Annotated in this window: 19 protein-coding genes and 1 pseudogene; 19 read left to right on the top strand and 1 reads right to left on the bottom strand. The window is 58.4% G+C overall.

The features are described 5' to 3' along the window. The first annotated feature begins 56 nt into the window (after positions 1–56). The 18 genes and pseudogenes from IPI01_17300 (at position 57) to IPI01_17385 (ending at position 19,987) form a co-directional block, all read left to right on the top strand. Entirely contained in the window at positions 57–644 is a 588-nt protein-coding gene (locus IPI01_17300; protein ID MBK7259522.1) for a hypothetical protein, read from the top strand. A gap of 179 nt (positions 645–823) precedes the next feature. Further along, entirely contained in the window at positions 824–1,609 is a 786-nt protein-coding gene (locus IPI01_17305) for a hypothetical protein (GenBank protein ID MBK7259523.1), read from the top strand. A 183-nt stretch (positions 1,610–1,792) separates the two neighbouring features. Then, on the top strand, positions 1,793–3,412 hold the full coding sequence (locus tag IPI01_17310; GenBank protein ID MBK7259524.1) for an SAM-dependent DNA methyltransferase: 1,620 nt from the start codon (positions 1,793–1,795) through the stop codon (positions 3,410–3,412). After that, entirely contained in the window at positions 3,409–4,680 is a 1,272-nt protein-coding gene (locus IPI01_17315; protein ID MBK7259525.1) for a restriction endonuclease subunit S, read from the top strand. Before IPI01_17310 ends, IPI01_17315 begins: the two co-directional genes overlap by 4 nt. After that, positions 4,646–5,248, top strand: a complete 603-nt coding sequence (locus IPI01_17320; GenBank protein ID MBK7259526.1) for a hypothetical protein — start codon at positions 4,646–4,648, stop codon at positions 5,246–5,248. Before IPI01_17315 ends, IPI01_17320 begins: the two co-directional genes overlap by 35 nt. Before the next feature lie 113 nt (positions 5,249–5,361). After that, the gene (locus tag IPI01_17325; GenBank protein MBK7259527.1) at positions 5,362–7,332 is read left to right on the top strand and encodes a hypothetical protein; all 1,971 of its coding nucleotides are present in this window, start codon (positions 5,362–5,364) and stop codon (positions 7,330–7,332) included. Positions 7,333–7,336: 4 nt separating this feature from the next. Beyond that, positions 7,337–8,086, top strand: a complete 750-nt coding sequence (locus IPI01_17330; GenBank protein ID MBK7259528.1) for an ATP-binding protein — start codon at positions 7,337–7,339, stop codon at positions 8,084–8,086. Positions 8,087–8,096: 10 nt separating this feature from the next. Then, positions 8,097–11,303, top strand: a pseudogene (locus IPI01_17335) (type I restriction endonuclease subunit R). A 959-nt stretch (positions 11,304–12,262) separates the two neighbouring features. Next, entirely contained in the window at positions 12,263–12,733 is a 471-nt protein-coding gene (locus IPI01_17340; GenBank protein ID MBK7259529.1) for a prolyl oligopeptidase family serine peptidase, read from the top strand. Between the two features lie 190 nt (positions 12,734–12,923). Beyond that, positions 12,924–13,175, top strand: coding sequence for a hypothetical protein (locus IPI01_17345; GenBank protein ID MBK7259530.1), 252 nt, complete (start codon positions 12,924–12,926; stop codon positions 13,173–13,175). A 1-nt stretch (position 13,176) separates the two neighbouring features. Further along, positions 13,177–13,485: a hypothetical protein gene (locus tag IPI01_17350; protein MBK7259531.1), complete on the top strand. Its 309-nt coding sequence runs from the start codon at positions 13,177–13,179 to the stop codon at positions 13,483–13,485. An 82-nt stretch (positions 13,486–13,567) separates the two neighbouring features. Next, complete coding sequence (locus tag IPI01_17355; GenBank protein MBK7259532.1) at positions 13,568–13,963, top strand: DUF488 family protein; 396 nt, start codon at positions 13,568–13,570, stop codon at positions 13,961–13,963. A 118-nt stretch (positions 13,964–14,081) separates the two neighbouring features. Then, entirely contained in the window at positions 14,082–15,056 is a 975-nt protein-coding gene (locus IPI01_17360; GenBank protein ID MBK7259533.1) for an ADP-ribosylglycohydrolase family protein, read from the top strand. Beyond that, positions 15,053–15,673: a hypothetical protein gene (locus tag IPI01_17365; protein MBK7259534.1), complete on the top strand. Its 621-nt coding sequence runs from the start codon at positions 15,053–15,055 to the stop codon at positions 15,671–15,673. The genes IPI01_17360 and IPI01_17365 overlap by 4 nt, the downstream gene beginning before the upstream one ends. A 231-nt stretch (positions 15,674–15,904) precedes the next feature. Continuing rightward, positions 15,905–16,405: a DinB family protein gene (locus tag IPI01_17370; protein MBK7259535.1), complete on the top strand. Its 501-nt coding sequence runs from the start codon at positions 15,905–15,907 to the stop codon at positions 16,403–16,405. A gap of 37 nt (positions 16,406–16,442) precedes the next feature. After that, the gene (locus tag IPI01_17375; GenBank protein MBK7259536.1) at positions 16,443–18,359 is read left to right on the top strand and encodes a glycoside hydrolase family 97 catalytic domain-containing protein; all 1,917 of its coding nucleotides are present in this window, start codon (positions 16,443–16,445) and stop codon (positions 18,357–18,359) included. A 92-nt stretch (positions 18,360–18,451) separates the two neighbouring features. Then, entirely contained in the window at positions 18,452–19,000 is a 549-nt protein-coding gene (locus IPI01_17380) for a plasmid pRiA4b ORF-3 family protein (protein MBK7259537.1), read from the top strand. Between the two features lie 759 nt (positions 19,001–19,759). Next, positions 19,760–19,987, top strand: a complete 228-nt coding sequence (locus IPI01_17385; protein MBK7259538.1) for a hypothetical protein — start codon at positions 19,760–19,762, stop codon at positions 19,985–19,987. Between the two features lie 166 nt (positions 19,988–20,153). Here the strand turns inward: IPI01_17385 and IPI01_17390 are convergent, their stop codons facing one another. Next, positions 20,154–21,440 (bottom strand): serine hydrolase, encoded by a 1,287-nt coding sequence (locus tag IPI01_17390; protein ID MBK7259539.1) that lies wholly within the window; start codon positions 21,438–21,440, stop codon positions 20,154–20,156. Between the two features lie 390 nt (positions 21,441–21,830). Between IPI01_17390 and pabB the strand changes: the two genes are divergently transcribed. Next, positions 21,831–23,621: an aminodeoxychorismate synthase component I gene (gene pabB, locus IPI01_17395; protein ID MBK7259540.1), complete on the top strand. Its 1,791-nt coding sequence runs from the start codon at positions 21,831–21,833 to the stop codon at positions 23,619–23,621. Positions 23,622–23,630 lie beyond the last annotated feature (9 nt).

Raw genomic sequence — 23,630 nt, forward strand, 5'->3', positions numbered from 1 at the left:
TCGTTGTGGAGCGGCACAATGTGCAATAACCTACTGAGTGATCGCATCTGATACCTATGCAATCTGATCTTCTTCTGGAGTTTCAAGGTCCGTACTCTTGGTTTGCGGCGGGGCCTGTCGGCTCAATTCTGGATCCTCCTCAGGGCAAGGGCCATGGCATATACCTGTGGACGGTCCCCACTGAAAGTGGGGAATTGGTCTACTATGTCGGTGAAACCGGGCGTCAATTTTCTATTCGGTTCAGGGAACACCTGGTGGCCCAACTGTCAGGAATGTATCATGTCCATGACCCCGCAGCCTTCCAACTTGGAAAGAAATCCATGCTGTGGCCAGGTCTTTATGATAGATGCCATCGCGTCGACCTATGCGATTTTGTTCAAAGGCTGCCTGAATTGGCAGAACCAATCCAGAAATTCGTGAAAGTATTTCATTTCTTTATTGCTGAGATTGACGTAGACAATCGACTTCGTAAACGCATTGAAGGGGCCATAGCCGATCACCTTATCCGACAGCCCGGCATCGTGGGTTCATTCCAGGAAGCGGGAATCAAATATGTTCGCCGCCGCAAAGATGAGCCTTCCGTTCAGATAGGTCTACGTTCATCCAAAGAAATTTGTGGGCTCCCGGCGTGTTTGGAGGCATAGACTCCGAGCGATTCCATCGAACAGGAACCTCGAATCGCCCCCGCGGGAGCGGAGGGTTCCTTGCAAACTCGACGCGGGGATTTTAACAATGCAATGATCTATAGGTGGAATCTCCAGGATTTCGATTCGTGGACAGTTGTGAGGCATAGGGCCGACCCTGACAAGGAAGGGATACTGCGATGAAGAGCTTTCCATTTGGGAATCCAATTCTTCCGGTTCAACAATCCGATCGGACCCCGAAGAGGGTATTCGTCCTTGGTGTGTATGCGAGTGCCGTTCACGCACGGTGGCTTCGCGCCGATGGGTCGATTGCCGTGCGAGCTCTTGCGGTAGCATCGGAGCCAGAGATCTTCTGGAGGGGTGACGGAGAGGATGAGATAATTGCCAGCATTCCGGTTCCGGAAGGAGCCGGTCGTCTTGTTTCACCCGGGGAAGGATTGAACGGCCCCTCCGGCCAAACCCTTGATCAGGACTTTCTCCGACCAATGGGTCTGGATCGTAGTTCCGTTTGGCTTTGCGATCTGTTGCCCGAGAGCCGATGCAATCCCAATCAAGCGAATGCCATCAAGCGCGAGTACGATACGATGAAGACGGCCTATTCTTTGCCAGACTTTGACTTTCCGCCTCTGCCGAAAGTTCTGGCCGATGAGAATAGAGTACGCGCCATCGAAACGGAACTCGAAGAGGCGGGATCCCGTGTGTTGGTTACTCTCGGCGATCTGCCATTGCAGTGGTTTGCGAGTCGACATGGAGCTCCTTCACGGTTGGCAGACTATGGATTGACAAATGAGTCGTATGGCCGGCTACACGAGATTCGAATAGGAGACAAGCAGCTGCTCTTGTTGCCACTCGTCCATCCCCGACAGGCCGGCCAGCTTGGTGGTTACTCGGAGACGTGGTGGCAGCTCCACCAGCATTGGATGACTACTGTTGCTCCAGCGATTCTGCGTGATGTCCCGGCCTGATTACCTACGGTGCGTTGCCCCAGTGTTTGCCCGCTCTTGACTGACCCCGGGTGAGAGGGGTCGAGTCTTCAACAAGAGAATATGGATGTTGGGTTGTCGCAATCACGGTTTGTTGCCCAGCATGAGGAATGGCTTGAGTAGTCCTAACACAATGTCAGACAGCCTATTCTATAGAGAGATACCGTGAACTGGATCGCCGCCTCTGAAAAGACACCGCTGCCGCAACAGCTTGAAAAGCGCCTGTGGGACGCCGCCGATCAGTTCCGCGCAAACTCGGGGCTCAAGGCCCAGGAGTATTCCGGCCCCATTCTCGGACTGATCTTTCTGCGCTTTGCCGAGGTACGCTTCGCCGCCCAGCGGACCAAGCTGGAGAAAGCCGGTGCTTCCTCCCGCCGGGGCAGTCGCGTTGATGAGCCCGCCGCCTACCACGCCGACAACGTTCTGTATCTGGCCCCTGAGGCGCGCTTCGATTTTCTGCTGACACTGCCAGAGGCGGCCGACATCGGTGGCAAGGTCAACGCTGCCATGCGCGAGGTAGAGAAGCACAACCCGCAGCTCGCCGGCGTGTTGCCCAAGACCTTCAACCGCTTCACAGGCACCCTGCTCAAAGAGTTGCTGAAGAAGATCTCCGAGATCCCGGCCACGCTCGACTTCGACGCCTTCGGGCGCATCTACGAATACTTCCTCGGCGAGTTCGCCATGAGCGAAGGGCAGGGTGGCGGCGAGTTCTACACCCCGGCAAGCATCGTGCGGCTCCTGGCGCAGGTGATCGAGCCTTTCCACGGTCGCATCCTCGACCCCGCCTGCGGCTCGGGCGGTATGTTTGTGCAGTCGGCCCGCTTCGTGGCCGAGCACCACAAGAACCCTACCGCCGAGCTGTCCATCTGCGGGGTCGAGAAAACCGACGAGACCGGCCGCCTCGCCCGCCTGAACCTCGCCGTGCACGGGCTGGAGGGCGACATCCGCCACGGCGGCAACGTCAACAGCTACTACGACGACCCGCATGCCGCCACCGGCGCGTTCGACTTCGTCCTGGCCAATCCGCCCTTCAACGTCAACGCGGTGGACAAGGAGCGCCTCAAGGATCTGGTCGGCGCCGGTCGCCGCTACCCCTTCGGCCTGCCGCGCACCGACAATGCCAACTACCTGTGGATCCAGCTTTTCTATTCGGCGCTCAATGCCAAGGGCCGCGCTGGCTTCGTCATGGCCAACTCGGCCTCCGACGCCCGCTCCAGCGAGCAGGAGCTGCGGCAGAAGCTGATCGAGGCGCGGGCGGTGGATGTGATGGTCGCCGTCGGCCCCAACATGTTCTACACCGTCACGCTGCCCTGCACGCTGTGGTTCCTCGACCGGGGCAAGGCGAAGACGAAGCGCGCCGACACCGTGCTCTTCATCGACGCCCGCCACATCTACCGGCAGGTGGACCGCGCCCACCGCGACTGGACGCCCGCGCAGATCAGCTTTCTCGCCAACGTGGTACGACTGTATCGCAGCGAGGCGCCTGACCTGACCGTGGGCGGGGAGGAGACGGCGGCCATGTTGAAGGAGGTGTTCGGCAAGAAGACCGTCTATGCGGACATCCCCGGCCTGTGTAAGGCAGCGACGATCGCGGAGATCGAGGCGCAGGGCTGGTCGCTCAACCCCGGCCGCTATGTGGGCGTGGCCCCGGGCGAGGAAGTGAGCGACGAGGACTTCAAGGCGCAGCTCGAAACTCTGAACGAAGAACTGGAAACCCTCAACGCCCAGGCACGGACGCTGGAGCAAACCATCGCCGCCAATGTGGCGGGGATTTTGTCTGATTGAAGACCGTGAATTGGGACCGGAAGCCTTTGGGGGCTGTGGCAGACCTCTGTCTCGGCAAGATGCTTGACCAGAACAAGAATCGCGGGGACCTGTTTCCGTATCTTGCGAACGTCAATGTCCGCTGGGGCGAGTTTGATCTGAATGACCTGCGCACTATGCGCTTTGAAGCTCACGAAATGGAACGGTATGGCCTTAAGTTCGGTGACATCATGTGCGAAGGCGGCGAGCCTGGCCGCTGTGCCATCTGGAGAGACCAACTCCCAGGAATGATGATTCAAAAGGCTCTCCATAGAATCAGGCCGAAAGAACTTCTGGACTACCAATTTCTTTTCTATAACCTTCTGCATATTGGCAAGACCAAGCAATTTGATCAGTACTTCACAGGCGCGACCATCAAACACTTGCCGGGAGAAAAACTGGCAAAGGTCGAAGTTGACATTCCCCCCCTCCCGATCCAGCGACGGATCGCGGGCATCCTGTCGTCATACGACGAGCTGATCGAGAACAGCCAGCGGCGCATCAAGATTCTGGAGGCGATGGCCCGCGCCCTCTACCGCGAGTGGTTCGTCCACTTCCGCTTCCCCGGCCACGAATCCGTCCCGCGCGTCCCGTCCCCCCTCGGCGACATTCCGAAAGGTTGGGAGGTGAAAACAGTTGCCGATGCGTTTGAAATTTCCGGTGGGGGCACTCCATCTCGGAAGGTGGAGGCGTTCTGGGAAGGCGGCACCATCCAGTGGTATTCGCCAAGCGACCTGACTGGCGCAGGCACGATGTTCATGGACGATTCAAGCGATCACATCACCAATGAAGGACTTGCGCAGAGTTCTGCACGGATGTTCCCGGCGCGCAGCGTGATGCTGACCAGCCGCGCCACGATTGGTGCGATCGCGATCAATACTCAACCGGCCTGTACGAATCAGGGATTCATCACTTGCCTGCCAAATGACCGGGTGCCCCTGTACCTCCAATTCCACTGGCTGAAGGAAAACGTGCCGACGTATCAGCGCATGGCATCGGGCGCGACGTTCAAGGAAATCAGCCGGGGTGTGTTCAAGACCATCGAGTTTCTACAACCGACGGATGATTTGAGCGAGAAGTTCGAAGCCACGGCCGCACCAATGGCTGAGCAGATCCTGGCCCCTCCAACGCCAAATCCAAAAACCTCCGCCGCACCCGCGATCTGCTGCTGCCGCGGTTGCTGTTGGGGCAGGTGGACCTCGCAACGGAGGCCGCATGACCACGTTCCCCGCCTACGCCACCAACTTTGAGCTTCACCCGAAGGATGGTGTAGCAACGCGGCATCTTGCACCTCTCGTGTCTGGATTGGAAAGGATAGATTTCGAGTTCCGTGTGGCCAATCCGACGGTGAACCAAGGGCAGACGGATTCAGATTTCGACGCCAAGCTGGAGGCCGCTCTCCGATCCCGCGCCGTGACGCCAATGACATTGGCGCTGCCTGTCGGAGTGCCGCAAGAGTTGGATTTCGCATTTCAGTTCGCCGGGCGCAGTGTGGCAGTCGAGATTGAGAAGGCGAACCGCGAAAAGATTCTGCGCGACTTCCTAAAGTGCCACATCTACCTGCACGCTGGAGCAGATTTTGGCTTGGTCGTGCTCCCCAGAAATTACGCGCACAAACACGGAGAGTGGAATCTGTTCGAGTTCGGCATCGAGCGTTTCGACGAATGTCGCACCTTCGGTTTCGGATCGCCGGACAAGCTGGGGCGGATTGCGCTCCTCGGCTTTGACCAACATGAAGCAGGGACGAATCGGCTGTTAACCAGAACCATCCGGGAGCAATGGCGCACGAAAGCTTCCGGATCAGTAGAGGCGACCTGAAATGACCATGCGACGCCATGTCCATTGCTTGCGCCGCACCCGCGACCTGCTCCTGCCGCGCCTGCTGTCGAGGAGGGGGAAATTGCGTAACCAAACGGTAAGGAATCGATAGTATGAACGACCCGAGAGGCTCAGTTTGGCGAAAGTGGGACTTGCACGTCCACACACCTGCTTCATTCCACTGGAACGAGGGAATCAACATCGCGAAACGCACTCCCGAAGACCGAGACAAGGTGCTCGACGAGCTCATTGAAAAGGTCGTGGCAAGCGATGTCGCCGTCTTTGGCATTATGGACTACTGGACTTTCGACGGATACCTAGCAATCAGGGCGCGGCTCGCGGCGCGTAACCTCACGATTCCAAAGACGATCTTTCCCGGTATGGAACTGCGAATCGAAGCGCCGGTGGATTTTCGCCTGAACATTCAGGTTGTGCTCTCGGATGCGTTGACCGAGCAACAGTTGCAGGATTTCAAAGCTGCACTCCGTATTGGCGCGATTGACCGAGCCTTGTCCAATGAGTCGCTAATTGCATTCGCTCGAACCCTTGACCCGAGCAAAGCACAAGTTCACGGGTTTCAGGAAGCCGATCTGAAGGACGAGCAAAAATTGATTCAACTTGGAAGCATGACGGCGTTAGTGACACGCGAGTCGCTCCGTTCGGCAATTAAGCAAGTGCCACCAGACACGTGCTTGGTAATCCTACCCTACGATACTTCGATGGGTTGTCGAAGCTCGATTGGGAGAAGCACCCGCACGATGACAACTACTTCATGCAAACGGCGCACATGTTCGAGACCCGCGAACCAGAAAATGTTGACCTCTTTCACGGGCGCGAGACGGAAAAGAACCAGAAATTCTTGCGGGAATTTCCTCAAGACAATGGGAGGTAAACCAAAGCCTGCAATCTCAGGTAGCGATGCTCACAAAATCGCAGATTACGGGGCGTTTCCTAGCAATCGGATCACTTGGATCAAGGCTGACCCGACGTTCGAGGGTCTCCGGCAAACACTTTACGAACCTCTGAGTCGAGTCGCCATTTCTACCGACAGGCCGCTTGAACCCCTTCTCGCCATTCGCAAAGTCGTGCTGAACTTCCCCGCCGACACGAAGTTGGTGAGCGAGGTCCTGAACGACAATCAACCTGACCTCTTCTGCCTTCGCGGGACGACGGAGGTCGCATTTAGCCCCTACCTCACATGTCTGATAGGTGGCAGAGGCTCGGGGAAAAGCACACTGCTGAACCTGATCCACGAGAAGCTTGAGCCCGGGAAGACGAAGTTCTTTGCCGAAAACAGTCTGACATCTGCGGAAACCGTCACAATTGCCTCTTGTGTGTCCATTGACGGTGACGCTGAACAGAAGGTGGTAGAGTTTCTTCAGCAAAATGAAATTGAGCAGTTCGCCACCGCCCCGCTTGGCTTCACCGAGGCGATCTTCAACCGCCTAGCGAAGCGGGACAGGGAGGGGAAACTCGCCGCCGTCGAGGCCGAACTCCTCCCGGCGATGATCGATACCAGTGCCCAGGCTGACCGGATCAAGGCGCACGATGCCCTGGTTACGCAGATTGCGACCGCCGAAAAGGAACGCGCCACCGCACAGACTCTCATCGCTTCGTTTGAAAACGAAGAATACCGGAACATCAATACTGAGCTAGGAAACCTGAACAAGGAGCTCCAAGGCCTGCGTAACTGGCGCTTCCGTTTGGAGACACTGATCAGCGAGCTTGGCGTGCTGCGGGGGAAGCAGAACTTCCCACCTACTGAGAATCCGAACGCATACGAGGCCGAGTTCTTCGCTCTGCTGAAATCAATCGATGGCATATCTGTGCCAATTCAAGGACGCTCGCATCTTGCGGCTGCTGTGGCTCGTGAAGCGGAGCTTTCAGAGTCAGTGGCTAACTTGAGGCAGAAGTTGGAAGCATTTCTGAAGGGGCGCGGCCTCTCACAGGAGAACCTGGCAGACGTTGGCAAAGCCAACGAACGCGTCGCGCAGATTGAACAGGAGTTGCCGGGGCTGAAAGTGAAGGAGGCTGAACTGGCAGCTCAGATTGGAGCTTTCTCCACTAAGCGCGACCACGGCTAAGCGTGTGACTGCAGTGACGGGATTGCTCGAACCTCTGAACAAGACCTTGTCCGAACTTGGCAAAGAGGTTCAGGCGATTGAACTGCGCTATGAGTTCGACGAGATAAAGTTCGATCAGGCCATGACGAAGCACGTCCAGGAACTGCTGGGCACGAATGCTCCGCGCATCGACCACCTGGGAAGCATGTTGAATGACATCGATTTTTCGAATCTGACGACGCGAGAAGAGTTTGTATCGAAACTCCCAGAGAAGCAGGCGACTGCAAAGCTGCTGCATGACTATTTCTCTCTCCCACTGAACTTCGCACTGCTCAAGGTAGAGGCCGAGAATAAGCTGATGGACTATCGTGCATTCGGCAGAATCCGGGTGTCATACGATGGAAAACCAGTGGAAAGTTCCTCTTTTGGCCAACGATGCACGACCGCGATAGTAATCCTGATTCTCCTTGGAAATACGCCTATCGTGATCGATGAGCCGGAGGCTCATTTGGACAGCGCCTTGATTGCTAACTACCTCGTGGAATTAGTCAAGACGGCAAAGCTTAACAGGCAGATCATCTTTGCAACTCACAACGCCAACTTTGTAGTCAACGGTGACGCGGAGTTGATACTTGGTTTGGAAATGGGCAACGACAAACTGACCAAGATTCAGAGTATCACGATTGAAGATTTGCAGCATCGGGAAAAACTCCTGGCCTTGGAGGGTGGTCCTGAAGCGTTTCTGAAGCGCGAGCACAGATACGGTATCGCATAGAATCCACGCCATGTCACACGCCTACACCGAAGACCAACTCGTCGAGCAGCCCGCCATCGGGCTTTTTGCCGCGCTTGGCTGGCAGACGGTGTCGGCAATGGAAGAGATCTTCGGCCCCGGCGGCACGCTCGGTCGCGAGACCAAGAGCGAGGTGGTGCTGGTGGACCGCCTGCGCGCGGCGCTTACCACGCTCAACCCCGGACTGCCGCCGGAGGCGATCCAAACCGCGATCGACGAACTCGTCCGCGACCGCTCCGCCATGAGCCTGGAGGCCGCCAACCGCGAGGTCTACCGGCTGCTGAAGGATGGCATCCCGGTCTCCATTCCCGACCGCGAGCATGGTGGGCAAAAGACCGAACGCCTGCGCGCGGTGGATTGGGCACACCCGGAGAAGAACGACTTCCTGCTGGTCAGCCAGTTCAGCGTCGTCGGCAGCCTCTACACCTGCCGGCCTGACTTGGTGGGCTTCGTCAACGGTCTGCCCTGGGTGGTAATCGAACTCAAGAAACCCGGTGTGCCGGCGCGGTCGGCCTTCGACGAAAACCTGACGCATTACAAGAAGGAAATTCCGCAGCTCTTCTGGTTCAACGCCTTCCTCATCGCCAGCAACGGCACCGACAGCCGCGTAGGTTCTCTCACAGCCGACTGGGAACGCTTCTTCGAGTGGAAACGCATTGAGCGCGAGGACGAGCCGCGCCGCGTGTCGCTGGAAGTAATGCTCCGCGGTACCTGCGACCGCGCCCGTCTGCTCGACCTGGTGGAGAACTTCACCCTGTTCTCCGAGCACAAGGCCGGGTTGGTGAAGGTGCTCGGTCAGAACCACCAGTTCCTCGGCGTCAACAACGCCATCGCATCCATGCTGGAAGCCCGCAAGCTGGGCCACGGGCGCGGCGGCGTGTTCTGGCAGACCCAAGGCAGCGGCAAGAGTTTTTCCATGGTGTTCTTCGCGCAGAAAATATTGCGCAAGCTCGCCGGCAACTGGACCTTCGTGGTCGTCACCGATCGGGTGGAGCTAGACGAGCAGATCGCCAGGACCTTCAAGACCGTGGGCGCGGTGAGCGAGGCCGAGGGCGACCAGTGCCACGCCGTCAGCGGCGCACACCTGCGCGAGCTGCTGCGCGGAAATCACCGCTACGTGTTCACGCTGATCCATAAGTTCCAGTTGCTGGAGGTCCTGACAGAACGCACGGATGTTATCGTACTTCACCGATGAGGCGCACCGCAGCCAGTACGACACCCTTGCGTTGAACATGCGGCCGCCCTGCCGAATGCGATGTTCCTGGCCTTCACCGGCACACCGTTGATCGCACGCGAAGAACGTACCCGGGAGGTGTTCGGCGATTACGTGTCGATCTACGACTTCCAACAGTCGGTGGAGGACGGCGCTACGGTGCCGCTCTTCTACGAGAACCGTACGCCGGAGCTGCACCTGATCAACCCCGACCTCAACGAGGATATCTACCGACTGATCGAAGATGCAGCCCTCGATGAGGACCAGGAGACCGCCCTGGAACGGGTGCTGGGGCGGCAATATCACCTGATCACGCGCGACGACCGGCTGGAGACGGTGGCTCAGGATATCGTGCAGAACTACCTCGGTCGCAGTCCACTCGGCGGGACGGTTGGCAAGGCGATGGTGATCTCCATCGACAAGGCTACGGCGCTGAAGATGTACAACAAGGTACAGGCGTACTGGGCCGCGGAAACGGATCGGGTTCAGAAGGAACTTGGCGAGCTCGCATATCTCCCACGCAGCAAAGATCTGACCGTGGAACAAACGCGCCGCGATGCGCGCATTGCAGAACTGAAAGCGCGGCTGAAGGTGCTCACAACAACGGATATGGCGGTCGTCGTCTCGCCCGGACAGAACGAGATCGCCCAGATGAAGGCGCTTGGCCTCGATATCGAACCGCATCGCCGGCGGATGAACGAGTCGCAACCGGGACTCGACGAGAAGTTCAAGGACACCGAAGACCCGCTGCGCCTGGTGTTTGTCTGCGCAATGTGGCTCACGGGGTTCGATGCGCCGGGTTGCGCGGCGATCTACCTCGACAAGCCGATGCGCAACCACACGCTGATGCAGACGATCGCCCGCGCGAACCGGGTCTTCCCCGGCAAACACAGCGGCATGATCGTGGACTACGCGAATGTCTTCGCCTCGCTGGAGAAGGCGCTGGCGATCTATGGCGCGGGCAAGGGGGGTGCGAGTCCGATACAGGACAAAAAGCAATTGGTCGTGGCCCTGCGGGAAGCAATCAAGGAGACCACATCGTTCTGCGCACGGCAGAAGGTGGATCTTACCGCTCTTGAGGCGCTGCCCCCGGGTGGCATGGAACGGCTGGAGGCGGTGGAACGCGCCATCGATGTGCTGATTGCTCCCGAAGATGTGCGGCGTGATTTCTTCAGTCACGAGCGTTTGGTGAGCACGCTTTATCATGCCGTTAAGCCCGATCTGTCCGCACTGGAGTTCTCGCTCCGCGTGTGGCCGGGATCGTGACGCTGGCTGCGGCCATTCGGGCAAAACTCAGTCCTGACCCGCCTGATATTGCCGTGATCCTGAGGCAGATCTCCACGCTACTGGATGATTCCATCACCGGACTCACCATCCGTGATGGCGGAACACCGGCAATGGATCTCTCGAAGATCAACTTCGAGGCTCTTGCGAAGCGGTTCAAAGATTCGAAGCACAGGAACACGGACCTGGAAGCACTGAAGGCAGCGATCCGCGCCAGACTGGAAGTGCTCTTACAGCAAAACCGCACTCGTACCGACTTCTCGGAGATCTTTGAGGAACTGATCGAGAGCTACAATGCCGGCAGCCGGAATATCCAGGAACTGTTCGATGAATTGCTGAAGCTCTCGAACAGTCTGAATGAGGAGCAGGAGCGGCATGTGCGTGAGAACCTGACCGAAGAAGAATTGGTTATCTTCGACATCCTTACCCGTCCCACTCCCGAGCTGACGACCAAAAAGCGGAATGAGGTGAAGAAGGTTGCCCGGCAACTGCTCGCGCGACTCAAGGAACTGCTGGTTCCACTCGGCGGCTGAAGGCCGCGGCGCGTCCTCGCGTTGAAGCTCGCCATCGAAGATACCTGACTCAGGCCTCCCGCGGGCCTACGCGCCGGAGATCTATCGTCAGAAGTGTTCAGCGGTATTCGAGCACATCTATGAGAGCTACCCGGAGCGGAATGCCGGGATCTACGGCGGGATGTCATAGGAAAGAGATGGCATCTCTTTCCAGGCAATCTCAGACTCTCACACTCATTCGATTCGGCCTGGGTCCAACCCCTAACTAGCGATGCGGTTTCTTCAACCTGTTATGATGTTAGGGCGCTTGATGCACAGATGCACGTAGAGATCGAAGTCCGAAATCTCCGTAAAACACGACGGTCACCAACGGCGAGGGCTTCGGGCCGGACCAGGCTCCATCGCGTGGACGATGGCGATACACACGTCACCTCATTCAGCAGAGCCCACCTCGTGAGGTTCAGCTTGCCAGACATAAAGTGCGCACGGTCACTCTTCTCTCGATGTTGTTCTGCCTGGAGCTGATGCACGCTCAGGTACCCGACTCGTTGACATTGCGCCACGCCGTCTCAATTCGTGATACCATTGTATACACACGCGTTGTCCGTTTCGACGATCGGACGCATCTGTTCCACGTCCGGGACTACTTCGAAAGTGGACAGATCCAGATGAATGCCTTTATAGCTCCTTCGACAAACGGGTGAAGGAGGAGTATCAGTGCAACTACCACACGAATACCAAGGAAGGGCCGTACACGGAGTGGTACCGAAACGGCCACAAGAGATTTGAGGGCCGATTCGCGAGGGGGAGACGAAACGGCGCGAGCACGTCCTGGTATGAGAGTGGGCAGAAGGAAGCGGAGGAACACTGGCTCAAGGGACAATTGCACGGCCAGGTCACGTATTGGTCGCGCACTGGGGACGTACAGTTCGTTTCGACGTTCCGACACGGCATGAACAAGCATCCCAGGTCCGTCAGCTATCGATACCTGTCGTACCTCCCGGACGATTACGGGGCGGACACCCTTAAGAAGTGGCCGCTTGTCATTTACCTGCACGGAGGATCAGACCGGGGTGCCGATCTGAACAAGCTTTGTACTCATCCGGGATTCCTGATCAGGTATACAGGGGACGGAAGTTCACGTTCATCATGCTCGCCCCTCAGTGTCCCGAACACCTCAGATGGTCGACCGATGACTGGTTTGAGAACTTCTACAAGGAAGCAAATACCAGTTTCAGGATCGATGCAGACAGGGTCTATCTGACCGGGCCGAGCCTGGGAGGTTCGGGTACCTGGTACATTGCTGCCCGGTATCCAGAGAAATTTGCAGCCGTTGTCTCGATAAGCGGCTTCACGAGTACCCTCAGTTACATCGATGAGAACATTGACAAACTGCTTGACATGCCGGTGTGGGCCTTCCACGGGAGGCTGGACACCGTCGTCCCGTTCGAGGAGACGGAGCGAATCGTGAAGAGACTGGAGAGAAGGAACAGGAACCTGCGATTTTCGGCGGAACCTGATGTCGGCCACGAGATCCACTGGCAGGTCTATCCGGGTCAGGACATCTACGACTGGTTCCTACGACAGGACAAGGGATCGTCGGGTGCCTCCGCGCCCTAATCAGCGGCTGCAACCCGCCAAAATGCAGGCGGGATCTACGCCCTGGCGCGGCGTCGGGGGCACCGAGGTTGTGACTGACCCTGTAATAGGTTCTGGTTGTTTGCGATTACACAGCCGTTTCGCGGCGCAGGTGAGCCGCGAGCCGTGAGTCGATCACCGTCATCCGGCACGTACGTAGCGAAGGTTCACAATGGCAATTGACAAGATCCCGTATGCGTCACTCTCCGACCTCCTGGCCAATGAGCCTATGGCAGAGGAGGATATTCCGACCGCAAAGATCATCAAACGATTGAAACATGTCCGGGTTGACAAGGAGCTTTCACGGGGCGAGTTTCTGGACATCTGCTATTGGAAGAGCCCTCGTGGTATCCAGGCGATGCGAGAGGAATTCTGGAACAGTTGTCGAACAGACCACGCAAAAGGTCTTCGCAACAAGGAGTGAGATGCGAAAGATCGAACTCCTGACCAGTCTGGAGGGGGTCAGTATTCCGACAGCGTCAGCGATCATGACCCTGACCGATCCATTGAGGTACGGAGTGATCGACATCAGGGTCTGGCAATTGCTGCACACATTGGGGTCGGTACCATCGAATCCCAAAGGGCAGAAGTTCTCTTTTCAGCATTGGGATCAATTCCTCCAGATCTTACGCCACCATGCACGCCAACGCAAGATGCCGACGAGGCTGATCGAGTTGACACTCTTTGAATATCACCGCGATCACCAATTGGGAACACTCTATGGTGGCGGGTAGGGGGCAGAGGCCGTGCGAATAGTCTCATTTGTGAGCTTGGCAGTAATCCAGCAATTGCAGAAGTTCGGAAGGAGGTAACAGCATGATTCGAACAAAGAGCGTATTCTCTCCGATTGACAAAAAGCGAGATGGCCTTCGGCTTCTCGTGACCAGGTATCGTGGGAGGTATATGCCGACTTCTCGATACGACGTTTGGATGCCAAATCTTGCTCCGAGCGAGCGGCTTCTAAAACAGATGCAGACCGGACGGATGGCCTGGTCTTCGTTCGCAAAGAGATATCGCGCGGAGATCTTCGAAGGAGGCTCCTTCGATGGACGGAATGCAACCATCAAGAATCATGGACAAAAGTTCACCCTTCGTTTGCTGAAATCCCTTTCGATAAAGGGCTCCGTGACCCTCCTTTGTCATTGCGCTGAAGACCAGACGCAATGTCATCGGCACATTCTGGCAAAGATCATCGGAAGCAAGAAAGTCTGACGGATCTCTCACGCAGACCAATCATTAAGCAATACTTAAGAGTTCACGTTGAGAAATTCTTGCAGATGAACCACTGAAGTATGAAGCCCATTCCAATAGTTGATTCTGGAGGGGTGCAGTGATCTCCCGCGCTCAGGGCTGCCTCCTCGGCCAACTCGCCGGCGACGCGCTCGGCAGCCTTGTCGAGTTCCGTTCAGCCGCGGATATCCGCCGCGCATATCCGAACGGCGTGCGCGATCTCGCCGACGGCGGTACGTGGAACACGATCGCCGGCCAGCCGACGGACGATTCCGAGATGGCACTCCTTCTTGCCCGCATGCTGGTCGAGCGCGGAACGTACGATCCCCACGCGGCTCTCGAGGCATACAAGTTTTGGCTGAACTCTGGCCCATTCGACTGCGGCTCTACGATACGGTCCGCCCTCCACGGTCACCTGAATCCCGAGAGCCAGGCGAATGGGGCATTGATGCGGATCAGCCCCCTCGGGATCTTCGGCGCCAACCACCCCCTCGAATCAGTTGCAGAATGGGCGCGTCAGGATGCAGCGCTGACACACCAGCACCCGGTGTGCCTGCAGGTCAATGCACTCTATAGTATGGCGGTCGCGCACGCGATCAAGACCGGCCCCGAACCGGGCACGCTTTACGAGTGCATCGCAGGATGGGCCTCGGACCTCGATGTGGATCGATCCCTCCGCGACGTGATCAAGGCGGCTGCCGGAGATCCACACCCAGAATACACCCGCCAACAGGGCTGGGTGCTGATCGCTTTCCACAACGCCCTCTGGCAACTGCTCCACGCTCCCAATCTCGAAGAGGGTGTGGTGGATACGGTGATGCGCGGCGGTGATACCGATACGAATGCCGCGATCTGCGGCGCACTCCTGGGCGCGGTGTACGGCCTCGATGCCGTCCCCCAACGATGGGTGGAACGCCTCCTCCATTGCCGCCCGGAAGCAGGCCAACCCGGCGTACACCACCCGCGGCCAGCATGCTTCTGGCCTGTGGATGCTCTGGATCTCGCGATGCACCTGGTCTCAGGTCAGGGTACGGTACGAACCGCTACTGCAAATGTGGAGAGAACTCTCTCATGAACCATCTGCTGACCACATTCGAAATACTCGTCACCGTCGTTGCTCCTCTCCTCGTGCTCTACCTGAGGGGAAGGTGGAAACAACAAACGATGTTGGCGTGCGTGTCGACGATTCCGGTCTTGTGGTATTTCGTCTACGCGCCTATACATGAGCTGAGTCACCTGCTCGCCGCGTACCTCGTTGGTGCCCGGATCCTCGATGTCAAACTCATTCCCAGCTTCTGGCTCGGAGAAACTGCCGTGGCATGGATCAGAGCAGAGGGCTTCACGAGCGAATGGACCCGGTTGATCATGACCGCCTCGCCCTACGTTCTCGATCTCGTGAGTATTGCTGTTGGCATGTACATCCTTCAACGGAAACTCTCCCGAAACGCGTTTCTTATCGGGTTCCTGTTCATGGTGCTGTGTCTGAGACCCGCCTTTGACCTTGTATGCGAAACCATTGGATATGCCTCAGGCTTCCGGGGCGATCTGTATCATATCGCTCTCTCAATCGGTGGCCCCGCTACGTGGACCCTCCTGACACTCTCAATTGTGTTTTCAGCGTATGCTATTGTCATCGTTCTGGAGAGGTTCAAGGGATTTCCACCGGCTGACGCACCGGTGGTGGCAACCTGATCGGCGATCGTTCCCGCCACCAGGTTGGCTGGCTCGATGGCGCCGCTATTAAAATTTAGCCACGAACTCTGAATAGCACGTTCCGCTATTCACGTGAGTTAAGTACTGTTCTCAGTCCCCCGAATTCGCTACGTTTATGTGATTCCGGCATCGGCCGGGACCAAAGAAGAATGCCGCCACCGCTTCCCTCCCCGAAGGCATTCGGACATCCACCATGGACGGAGGAAACATATGATCGCCTTGACCGAACTGCTTGCCTACGACCGCTGGGCCAATCACAAGATCCTCGAGGCGGTCACGAAACTCGACACCGTCCAGTTCACAAAACCGATGGGTGGGAGCTTCGGCTCGGTGCGCGATACACTCGTGCATCTGGTCTGGGCGGAATGGATATGGACGAAACGCTGGAAGGGGACATCACCCCAGGAACGCGCCGATCCACGGGATTTCCCGACCGCCGAGTCCATTGCGAAATACATGGAAGAGATCGAAGCCGTCCAGGCAAAGATCTTCGTTAACGGCGATCCGTATATGCGCGGCATACACGTCCGGTACACCAATCTGAAACAGGAGATCTGGGAATACAGCCTCGAGGATATGGTCCACCACCTCACGTTCCATTCCGCATACCACCGCGGACAGATCGCCACGTTGCTCCGCCAACTCGGCGAGGTGCCGCCAACAACGGACTACCTCGTCTATCTGGATGAGACACGCGGCCCGAAACAGTAACGACAATCGATTCCAGACACCACTGCCCCCGAGGGACATGAAGACGACCGCGCTCCTCCTTCTTACAGCATTGACAATTGCGCCGCTGTTTGCGCAGACCACGACGATCGATTCCCCCGATCATCACATCGGGATATCCCTGCAGAACGGACACGATGCTGACGCCGGGTCCTGGTTCATGACGGTGAGCGCCAAACGATCTGACAGATCAACCGTCATCATCCCCCGCATTGCGCTCGGCCTCTCACGCAGCGATCTGGACTTCTCCAAAGACCTTCGCCTCGTTTCCACGAGTGCGCCGACAACGATCACCGAAGACTACACCGCCCTCCACGGGAAGCGCTCGCACTGCACGAACTCCGCGACGGAGATCGTGGCGACGTTCGAGAATGTGAAGAGGTCGCGCATGGACGTCCGCATCCGCGTCTACAACGATGGTATCACATTCCGGTATGAGTTCCTGCGGGGCAAGGGTTCGCAGACCGTCCTCGATGAACTCACGTCCTACGAGATCCCCCACAACGCCCTCCGCTGGCTTGAACGCTGGACGCCCGGGAACGAGAATCTCTACTCCGCGCTGACAAGCGATTCGCTCCAGCAGGACTGGGGGCTGCCGGCACTCTTCTGCACCGCCGACACGTCCGTCTGGTTCCTCATCCACGAAGCGGATCTGGATCGTAACTACTGCGGCACAAAGCTGAGCAACAGGAACGAACGGTCGCGCTACAAGGTGACGTTCCCCGATCAGCAGGATGGCCCGGGCCCTTCCACCCCAACGATCACACTCCCATGGCACTCGCCCTGGCGTACGGTGATCATGGGCTCACTCGCGGATGTGACCGCCTCGACGCTCATCGATGACGTATCGAGGCCGTCTATACTAAGGAAGACGGACTGGATCCGTCCGGGCCTTGCGTCCTGGAACTACTGGTCGCATAACCACGGCACGCGCGACTTCAAAACAGTGTGCGAGTTCACCGATCTCGCCGTGACGATGGGCTGGCCCTATACGCTCTTCGACTGGGAATGGGATGCGATGACGAACGGCGGTGATCTGGAAGACGCGGTGAAGTACGCCCGTGACCGCGGCATCACCCCTCTGATGTGGTACAACGGCGGCGTGGAACCGTGGGCAACGATGACGCCCATCGATCGCATGCGCACGCACGAGAACCGCATAAAGGAGTTCGCCTGGCTCCGGAAGCTGGGCGTGGCAGGCGTGAAGGTGGATTTCATCATGAGCGAAAAGCAGGAGATGATCCGCTACTACCTGGATATCCTCGAGGATGCGGCGCAATTCGAGATCATGGTGTATTTCCACGGCTGCCTGGTGCCGCGCGGATGGACGCGCACGTATCCGCACCTGATGACGTACGAAGGGGTGCGCGGCGCGGAATGGTACAACAACGGCCCGGACCTCACGACGGCCGCTCCGCAACACAACGCGATCCTGCCGTTCACACGCAACGTGATCGGTCCGATGGACTATACGCCGGTGACGTTCACGAATTCCCAATACCCGCACACGACGTCGTTCGGCCATGAGCTCGCGCTCGGTGTGGTCTTCGAATCCGGGATCCAGCATATGGCGGACCGCCCGGCGGGCTACCTGGCCCTCCCCGATACGGTGCGCGACTTCCTGAAGACGCTCCCCTGCGCATGGGACGATACACAACTGCTCGACGCCTTCCCCGGCCGCGACCTCATCATGGCCCGGCGCCATGGTGACGATTGGTACATCGGCGGACTCAATGCGGAACAGGTGGAGAAATCGAAGACGCTGACATTCCCGTTCCTCCCGGCAAACACGTGCTACACGCTGACCCTCATCGCAGATGGTGCATATGATTCGGTGTTCGATGTTCGTACATTGACGGTCGAGCGATCCAGCCTCGTGGATGTGCGCCTGCTGCGCCGGGGCGGCTTCGCGGCGCGGCTCACCCCGCTGAAGTGATGATCTCTCCGGAGAATGACACGATGGCCACGAAAGTGACAGACGGTTTGTCTGATACCAGACTCCCGAAGACGAGACAGGAGATCCATCTGATGATCACCCTCGCAGAGATCGATCCCCTGATCTGGAGGCGGGTGATCGTCGATGCGTCCATGACCCTCGATGATCTCCATCGTGTCATCCAACTGATGTTCGAATGGTACGACTACCACCTCTATATGTTCACGATCGGTGGAAAGCGGTATGAGGCTCCCGGCGAGGAGGCTGATGGCGTGGATGCCAAACGGACACGGCTTTCATCGCTGCACCTTACGGCGGGCTCGACATTCACGTACGAGTATGACTTCGGGGATGACTGGCATCACCATGTCACGGTTGAATCCATCGGGCCGGCAAAGGAAGGTGCGATCCTTCCATACGTTGTGTCGGGAGAGCGCCGGGGCCCGCCGGAAGACTGCGGTGGAACAGGTGGCTTCGAAGAGCTTCGCGACGCACTGCGGAACCCGCGGCATCCGGAGCACGAGGACATGAAGACGTGGGCCGGCAAAGAATATGATCCAGACCGCCTTGATATCCTGACCGTGCGTCACGCGGTCGCTCTCCATTTTGCATGGGCGCAGTGGGATCGTCAGCGGAAGTAGTCACTATCGATCACCCAGGCACTGTGGATACTGAGCATACCGATCTGTCATGCGACATCGAAACTTGACCATGCACCCCAACCCTCCGACTGGGCCGGAAGAGGCCCTGAGAAGATCGCTTCTCGGATTTGCCGGCTACCATGATGACCTGCCGCCTGCTGCATCTCCTGCCCATGCGCTTTCGCGTTTCAAGAGGGGACTTGCCGGTGCGAAACGTCGAAAGCGTTTCGTGCGGTACGCCGAATCAGGACCGTACGCAGATGAAATTGCGGAACTCCTGGTCTGCCTCTTTGATGCACGGCTTCCTGGCCCGGAGGGTGTTGAAGAAACGTGCCTGTTCTTCGAAGCGGATGCAGCGATCATGAATGCCTGCGATGATTCCGACGGGAGCGTGGGCAATGTGTTCACGATCGCTGCCTGCGGGCGGGGGGGGGCGGGGGGCGGGCGCCAAGGGGGCCGGGGCCCGGGTCTCGGGGGGTCCGGCGCTGGGGCGATTCCGGAAGAGATCCTTCGTGGATACGCATCGGCGTTGCCCTTGATATTCATAAGCGGGCCCGGGGCACGGGGGGGGGGGGCGCGGCCGGGGGGGGGGGGCGGGGGGGGGGCCTTCTCGGGGGGGGGGGGGACACTCCCCCCCCCCGGGGGGGGGGCCGCCGGGGGGGGGGGGGCCCCGGGGGGGGGGGGGGGGGGGGGGGGGGGGGGGAGGACACAAGCCTTCTGAGACTCGCCGACGCCATGGAAACAGCGGAGATGTTTCTTGTGACGAACCTGCTGTACCGGGCACTCCTGGATGCCATCCTCACCAGAGGCATTTCGAAGTATTACGTCTATGGCGTTCGATATCTTCGGAAACTCGACAAGCTCGCAGCATCCGTTCAAACCTGGCAAGGCTTTGAGCCGCACCCGAAGTACGTGAAAGAACTGGAAATCGCCCATGCGCGGAAATCGGCGTTTTGGGGGCGGTATGCTGGTACAGGAAGAAGATAGGTTCATCTCAGATACGTTTCAGAAAGAATGCAGAGGGTTCCAATGACGATGCGGATCCTCCCGTGATCCCGTCGCCCCGAATCGCCGTCCCTCCAGTACATGATCCCGAGCTACTCCAAAGAGATGAACAAGCCTTTGTGTTCGCGAATGGAAGGGTGTCCCCTCTTCATTTCCATGCCTCCGATGGCCAGCGATATTCCGCGCAATACGTGTATGTCTGATCCAATGCCCCTTTGATCACACCCTGCGAGGTGTTGGCGAGGATCACAATGCCGATACGCGTTGACGGGTCGAAGTACATGGCAGCATGGACTCCGGGATCCGAGCCGCCATGCCCCCACAGTACCCGTCCTGCTCCGATCGAACGCGCATTCCACGCCAACCCCTGACCCGGAGACCCGTCTAGCCCCTGTTCCGTCAGGATCGACTTCACCGTCTCCTCGCGCAAAATGCGTTCCCTTCCGATGTGTCCACCGTTCACGTAGGCCGTCAGGAATCTCGCCAGATCGATCGCCGTCGTGCGCAAGCCGCCATCAGGATACGTGGCGAACTCATACGCGCAGTGAGCGAATTGTGAACCCGTGGGCGGTGGCCAGGCCGTGGAAACGCCGGCTGCGGGCAGCATATCCGACGCGGACCAGCCTTCCGGCAGTTTGGTGAAACTGCTATCGACAAAAGAATACGGCACAGCATGGCGCGCAGCAGGAACGTTCGTCAAACGCCAATGGGTGTCGCGCATGCCGAGTGAAGCAAAGATACGCTCGGTACAGTAGTCAGGAAACGGCCGCCCTGATACATGTTCCACCAGGTAACCCAGGACACCGAAACCGATGTTCGAGTAGCTGCGTGGCCTCGGTGGAATGCGACTCTGTCCCGGGGCCCAGGTGTGGAAATTGTCATCCGGATTGTATCGTTCCCCGCCAGGACAGAGATAGGACCTCAGCCATTCGCCGAGGTCGTGACGCGTCGGCCCGCATCCATAGGAGCGTCCATACGCCATACCATCTTTGATCGATGAGCGATGGACAAGAAGTTGCCATATCGTGATCGGCGTTTCCGGATGAAGGGGGTTGCGTAACGGAAAGGGCAACCACGTGTTGACGTCTTCCGTAAGGGACAGCTTCCCCTGCTCACATAACTGAAGCACCGCCGTGGCAGTGATGGTCTTGGACACAGATCCGATGTTGATGATGGTCTTCTCCGGGCTCATTTCCGTCCGTAGCGCCAGGTCGGCATATCCATATCCCCGGGACCACGCGGTCCCATGCTGTCCGATGATCGCCACGGCAATGCCCGGAACATGCTGCTCCCGAAGGAGGTCCTCAAAGTAGTTGTCGATCGGCGGATCCGCCGTTGATACGGCCCAGGCAGCCGGCATGACAAGCGATTGTAGGGCGAAGCCGCCCGTCAGTTCAAGAAACCTCCTCCGGTCGAGGCGATGATCCGAGTACATGCACCTTCTCCTTCTACAATAGACAGATCGTGAGTTGCATTGGCCTGAGTTGCGAGACCTGCTTCGGCGCCCTCGATAGGCCGCGGGATGGTCTGAGTGCGGGCGTCTTCGTATAGTATTCGACGCGGAATTCACCCGACATGTTGCACTTTCGGCAGGGTGGATCTTGGGTCGGCCTCCCTAAGGGCAAGGCTGTGGCACCCGAACCAGGTACGCATGGCGGACAAGGCCGGTGGTGCGCATTGCGATCACTCGAAGAGGCGATCTCAGTGTGTTGTTCACTCTCCCATTTGATTGTGGAGTTCGGATTCGTTTATTATGTTGGTGGTCGCCGGATGAGGTGGTCCGGTATGCCGCGAATACAATGAAAGTCTCATTGAAAGTAGTGCGTTGACGGAAGCGCAGAGGGATCCATATCCGGCGCGGGTCGTTGTACGCGACGAAGCCAGCGGCACGTGGCTGGAGTTCGCATCGCCGCGCCGCATCCTTGTGACCCATCGTATCGCGGAGGTGCTCCCTCTCATCCGCGACATCGAGGAGACCGTGCGGCGTGAGGGGTCGTATGCCGCCGGTTTCATCTCCTATGAGGCATCCCCCGCGTTCGATCCGTCGTTGCCTGTGCGCGAAGATGGCGCGTTCCCGCTCCTCTGGTTCGGACTCTTCGATAAAGTGAACGAGCTCTCGCTTCCCATTGTACCTGCGAAGTCCGGCCCCTCGATAGCATGGCATCCGTCTGTCTCCCGCGAGGAATACGAACGATGCATCCACGCCATCCGCGAGCATATCCGGAATGGCGACACCTACCAGGTCAATTTCACGTACCGTCTCCGCGCGGCGGCGGAACCTGACCCCTGGGAGTTGTTCCTCCGGATCGCCGGCGACGGACAGGCGCCGTACGCAGCGTTCGTGGATACCGGTGAGTGGGCCATCTGCAGCGCATCGCCCGAACTCTTTCTCCGGATCGACGGCACGCGGATCGAGTCGCGCCCGATGAAGGGGACATCGGCCCGCGGGCTGTGGTACGAGGACGACCAGGCGAAGAAGGATGAGCTCATCAGTTCGGAGAAGCAGCGCGCGGAGAATGTGATGATCGTTGACATGGTCCGCAACGACCTCGGACGGGTGGCGCAGTATGGCACCGTACAGGTCCCTCACCTGTTCACTCCCGAACAGTATCCGACGGTATGGCAGTTGACGTCGACCGTGGTTGCGCGGACGGACGAGCCGCTGGACCGGATACTGCAGGCAACGTTCCCTCCTGCCTCCATCACGGGCGCGCCAAAGCGTCGCACGATGGAGATCATCACGGATCTTGAATCCGATCCGAGGCGCATCTACACAGGCACGATCGGATTCATCGCTCCCGACAGGCAGGCGCAATTGAATGTCGCCATTCGTACGGTGCTGATGCACCGGCCCACCGGTCACGTGGAGTACGGTGTGGGAGGCGGAGTGGTGTGGGACTCCACGGCGGCGGGCGAGTACGAAGAGAGTCTGACAAAGACAAAAGCGCTTGCGTCCCTCCCGCGGGACTTCGATCTTCTGGAGACCATGCTGTGGTCACCCGGTACCGGCTATGCGCTTCTGGAGTATCACCTGACCCGCCTTTCCCACTCGGCGGCGTTCTTCAACTTCGCGTTCGATCCCCGAAAAGTGCGGGATGAGCTGGCAGTGTTCGCTGCAGGACTCGCAGCCAGGTCTCACAGGGTCCGCCTGCTGGTCTCACGCCTGGGGCATGCCCGTTGCGAAGCGGTGCCGGTGGATGCGGCGGCGTTGCGGTTCCGGGACATCGTGCTGGCGGCGGGCCCGATCGACAGGAACGACGTCTTTCTCTATCATAAGACCACGCGGCGCGTAGTGTATGAGGCGGCGGTCAAAGCCTGTCCGGGCAACGACGACGTTCTCCTGTTCAACGAAGCCGGAGAGGTGACCGAGACAACGGTCGCGAACATCGCCGTGGAGATCGGTGGCATACTGTATACGCCGCCTGTGCGAAGCGGACTCTTGCAGGGAACACAGCGTGCAATGATGCTCGAGCAGGGGCTTCTGCGGGAGAGGGTCCTGACGATCGACGAGGTGCTCAGAAGTCCGGACATTCACCTTCTGAACTCTGTACGGGGGATGCAACGGGTGCGCATCCGCAGGGCAGGAAATGGGCCCGGACGGGATCGGGGTGTGTAACCGGCGAAA

It is taken from the genome of Ignavibacteriota bacterium (assembly GCA_016707525.1).
In the GTDB taxonomy this organism is placed as follows: Bacteria; Bacteroidota; Ignavibacteria; order UBA10030; family UBA6906; genus JAGDMK01.

What these genes read in the sequence shown, in the direction of transcription:
- IPI01_17325 (MBK7259527.1), top strand. Translation starts at nt 5,362, where the DNA reads ATGAACGACCCGAGAGGCTCAGTTTGGCGAAAGTGGGACTTGCACGTC.
- IPI01_17365 (MBK7259534.1), top strand. Translation starts at nt 15,053, where the DNA reads ATGAACCATCTGCTGACCACATTCGAAATACTCGTCACCGTCGTTGCT.
- IPI01_17370 (MBK7259535.1), top strand. Translation starts at nt 15,905, where the DNA reads ATGATCGCCTTGACCGAACTGCTTGCCTACGACCGCTGGGCCAATCAC.
- IPI01_17375 (MBK7259536.1), top strand. Translation starts at nt 16,443, where the DNA reads ATGAAGACGACCGCGCTCCTCCTTCTTACAGCATTGACAATTGCGCCG.
- IPI01_17305 (MBK7259523.1), top strand. Translation starts at nt 824, where the DNA reads ATGAAGAGCTTTCCATTTGGGAATCCAATTCTTCCGGTTCAACAATCC.
- IPI01_17355 (MBK7259532.1), top strand. Translation starts at nt 13,568, where the DNA reads ATGATTCGAACAAAGAGCGTATTCTCTCCGATTGACAAAAAGCGAGAT.
- IPI01_17340 (MBK7259529.1), top strand. Translation starts at nt 12,263, where the DNA reads ATGCTCGCCCCTCAGTGTCCCGAACACCTCAGATGGTCGACCGATGAC.
- IPI01_17390 (MBK7259539.1), bottom strand. Translation starts at nt 21,440, where the DNA reads ATGTACTCGGATCATCGCCTCGACCGGAGGAGGTTTCTTGAACTGACG.
- IPI01_17345 (MBK7259530.1), top strand. Translation starts at nt 12,924, where the DNA reads ATGGCAATTGACAAGATCCCGTATGCGTCACTCTCCGACCTCCTGGCC.
- IPI01_17320 (MBK7259526.1), top strand. Translation starts at nt 4,646, where the DNA reads ATGACCACGTTCCCCGCCTACGCCACCAACTTTGAGCTTCACCCGAAG.
- IPI01_17300 (MBK7259522.1), top strand. Translation starts at nt 57, where the DNA reads ATGCAATCTGATCTTCTTCTGGAGTTTCAAGGTCCGTACTCTTGGTTT.
- IPI01_17380 (MBK7259537.1), top strand. Translation starts at nt 18,452, where the DNA reads ATGATCACCCTCGCAGAGATCGATCCCCTGATCTGGAGGCGGGTGATC.
- IPI01_17350 (MBK7259531.1), top strand. Translation starts at nt 13,177, where the DNA reads ATGCGAAAGATCGAACTCCTGACCAGTCTGGAGGGGGTCAGTATTCCG.